This window comes from Chryseobacterium sp. 2TAF14 (genome assembly GCF_052115105.1).
In the GTDB taxonomy this organism is placed as follows: Bacteria; Bacteroidota; Bacteroidia; order Flavobacteriales; family Weeksellaceae; genus Chryseobacterium.
The window spans coordinates 1-3,533 of the sequence record NZ_JBFRGA010000237.1; the positions used below are offsets into that span (position 1 = coordinate 1).

Here is a 3,533-nt window from a genome sequence, read left to right on the forward strand (position 1 = left end):
GAATAACCTGCAGAGAAGCAAATTACAAGTAAAGCAAATAGATTTTTTTTCATCATTTTAGTTTTTTTGAGTTAAATAATTTTTCTTATCAAACTTACCCAAATTCAAGACATGATAAAACTAAAGATTCATTAATTTTATAAAATTGATGAATAAAAATAAAATTTATTTATTTGAATATCAATTAGATAGAGTGTTTAAAAATTAAATGATTCAAAAATAAAAAACCAGATTGAACCATTATAAATTTTTATATTTTAAACTAAATGATACCATTAAAAAAACAAAAAAACCGCAGAAAATCTACGGTTTTAAAATATTTCAGCCTAACTTGACTCTTTCTTTTTATTTATTCTTTCTTAAGCTTCACAAGCCGAACAAGTCACGAAATTCACCATCATTTCCTTAGAAACAGACGAACTTCTTTGGTAATACAATGTTTTTACGCCTTTTTTCCATGCCTCAATGTAAAGATAATTCACATCTTTCACAGGCATCGTTGAAGGAATCTGTAAATTCAGCGACTGAGCCTGATCGATGTATTGCTGTCTTTGTGCAGCTTGAGAAATAATCTCCATTGGAGAAATTTCCTTGAAAGTTTTAAATACTGCTTTTTCTTCGTCAGTCAACTCGTTGATGTGTTGTACAGAACCGTGATTCAGCATAATTGTTCTCCAGGTTTCTTCGTTGTCAAGACCTTTTTCTTCCAATAATTTAGCAAGATATTTATTCTTACGCATGAAGTTTCCTTTTGCCAATCCAGCTTTATAATAATTTGAAGCAAACGGCTCAATTCCAGGAGAAGTCTGTCCCAAAATTGCAGAACTTGAAGTTGTAGGAGCAATTGCCATTGTTGTTGTATTACGGATTCCGTAACCCTTCAACAAGTCTGGTTCCCCATAGATATTTGCTAATTCTCTTGTTGCGATATCTGCCTGTTCTTTAATTCTTCTGAAAGCTCTTGCATTAAACTGAGTAGCTTCAAAACTTTCAAAAGGAATCATATTTTTCTGAAGGTAAGAATGGTAACCCAAAACTCCCAAACCAAGCGCTCTATGACGCATTGCGAAGTTTCTTGCTCCCTGAAGATAATAGTTTCCTTCCGTTTTTTCGATAAATTCAGACAAAACGGCGTCAAGGAAATAGATGGCTAATTTTACAGCATCCGTATCTTTCCACTCGTCATACAATTCTAAGTTCATTGAAGAAAGACAGCAGATGAAAGACTCTTCTCTTGTAGACGGAAGCATGATTTCCGAGCAAAGATTACTTGCATTTACGGTTAATCCTAAATCTTTATAAACCTGAGGTTTGTGTCTGTTAACGTTGTCAGTAAAGAAAATATATGGTAAACCTTTTTGCTGACGGCTTTCCAAAACTCTTGCCCAGACTTTACGTTTTTCCATATCGCCATCAATCATATCCTGCATCCAGTAATCCGGAACGCAAACGCCTGTAAACAGGTTCTGAATAGGACTTCCAATATCTTTAATCGATAAAAATTCTTCAATATCTCCGTGGTCAATATCCAAGTAAGCGGCAAAAGCACCTCTTCTTACACCACCCTGAGAAACCACATCCATTGCGGTATCAAACAATTTCATAAAAGAAACCGCTCCTGAAGATTTTCCGTTGTCGGTAACTGCAGTTCCTCTGTTACGAAGTTCCCCGAAATATCCGGAAGTTCCGCCCCCGATTTTTGTCTGCATGATAACTTCGCCCATTTTGTGGGTAATTCCTTCAATGCTGTCCGGAATATGTACGTTGAAACAAGAGATTGGAAGACCTCTCTGTGTTCCCATATTTGCCCAAACCGGAGAAGAAAAACTGATCCATCCTTTGGTAATCATTTCTTTGAAAGCAGGCTGTAATTCAGGTTTGTACAGTCTTTTTGCTGCAGCAGTAGTAATTCTGTCAATCGCACCGTCTACGGTTTCGCCTTTCAAAAGGTAACCTCTGTTCAGCATTTGCTCAGATTCTTCGTTGAGCCACCAGATATTTGTATTTTGTTCTTCCATATTCGTTTATATTGTATAATGTACGTTGTACATTGATTTTTTTATTTTTAGAAGCAGGAAGTTTTCTCTGCATCCTCAGGTTTTGTACCTGCTTTCGCTACTCGCTTTTTTGTCATTGCGAACGAAGTGAAGCAATCTGTTGAATTATTTGTCTGTCGCAATTACAAAAAGAGCTCAGACACGCCGCTCAATCAGGGCTAAAACAACGATTTGTTATCTTTACTTCGATGTCATTTCAATCAACGAAGCAATCTTTTAATAATACCTTGTCAAGGTTTTAAACCTTGACAAGGTATTTCTGGATTTAAATCCTTTTAAGTTTTTGGCTAAAGCCAAAATATTTTATCTTTAATTAAACGGGCTAAAGCCCGTTCCTATTGATGTTTTTGATTCTGTCATTGGTACATCGAATCTTCGATTTCCGAGGAACGAAGAATCTCTTAATCATCTTAACTTCTTAATTCCATTCTTAATGTTTTTTAAATTTAACCATTAAGGTTAATTTAGGTTTTAAAAATATTAAGTTTGAGATTGCTTCACTTTGTTCGCAATGACAGATCTCTAATACTAACTGTTTTGACGCTCGCTTCGCTCGCGCCTTCTTAATTTATTTATTCAACTCCAACCGACTGTAAAATTTCTACTTTATGAGAATCATTCAATCCGCTTTCGTCTCTTAATTTTTGAAACTCTTTGAAAGACGGAATATTTAAAACCATATTCTGTACTTCTTCGTTTTCATAATTTGAAAAATGAACAAATGTAACGCCGTCTTCTTTTACAAAAACTTTATATTCAAATTTCGTTTGGTCTAAAGTTTTAAAGTCATTCAAAAACTTCTGAATATTGCTTTTGTTTTCRGAAACAAACTCAGGTTTTACGGTGTAACTTACGATAGCGTTGATCATTTTTATATTTTTTGTCATTGGGAGGAACGAAGCAATCTCATCTCTCTGCAGATGCTTCGACAGGCTCAGCATGACATCGCTAATACTAACTGTTTTCTCGCGCCTTAATTTTTTTTGAAGAAAATTCTATAATTGAATCTGCATTAACCTCTTTGTTCTCAAAAAAATCCAAAGCTTTTAAATACTGATAAGTATCTGAACTTGTACCATTTCCAATAATATTTTTAAAGCTTGCAAATTCCCCCTCATAATCTATAAGATACTCAGCGTAATCAGCAGCACCATAAAATTCTTTAACATCGTTATGCTCATCAAAACCATTAAAATTTAGATTATGATTATTTTTATAGGATTTGAGGTCATCTTCTGTTTTAAAAAAGCCATCAATTAGTTTATATAAGTTTAACGTCTTTTTAACAAATTCAGAAGTCTCGATTGATATTTCTTCAGTATCCAATATGTTATCTTCAATATCAATATTTATTTTATCATATTCAGATATTATTCTGTTTTCTAAAATAAAAATATGTTTTTTAATATCTTTTAATTCTTCATCAGAGCAATTCGTTTTTCTCGTATTAAGGACTTCAATTAAAGAATTTAGAAA

At 33.6% G+C, this 3,533-nt stretch carries 3 protein-coding genes; all 3 read right to left on the reverse strand.

Annotation, left to right across the window (positions count from 1 at the left end):
* Positions 1-359: 359 nt before the first annotated feature.
* Complete coding sequence (locus AB4Y90_RS16655; RefSeq protein ID WP_441558692.1) at positions 360-2,018, reverse strand: ribonucleoside-diphosphate reductase subunit alpha; 1,659 nt, start codon at positions 2,016-2,018, stop codon at positions 360-362.
* 611 nt (positions 2,019-2,629) lie between these two features.
* Positions 2,630-2,926, reverse strand: a complete 297-nt coding sequence (locus AB4Y90_RS16660; protein ID WP_441558693.1) for a hypothetical protein — start codon at positions 2,924-2,926, stop codon at positions 2,630-2,632.
* Positions 2,927-3,011: 85 nt separating this feature from the next.
* On the reverse strand, positions 3,012-3,533 hold a 522-nt coding region (locus AB4Y90_RS16665; protein WP_441558694.1), incomplete at its 5' end, for a hypothetical protein.

Coding starts and splice junctions, on each gene's coding strand:
- AB4Y90_RS16655 (WP_441558692.1), bottom strand. CDS start 2,018: ATGGAAGAACAAAATACAAATATCTGGTGGCTCAACGAAGAATCTGAG.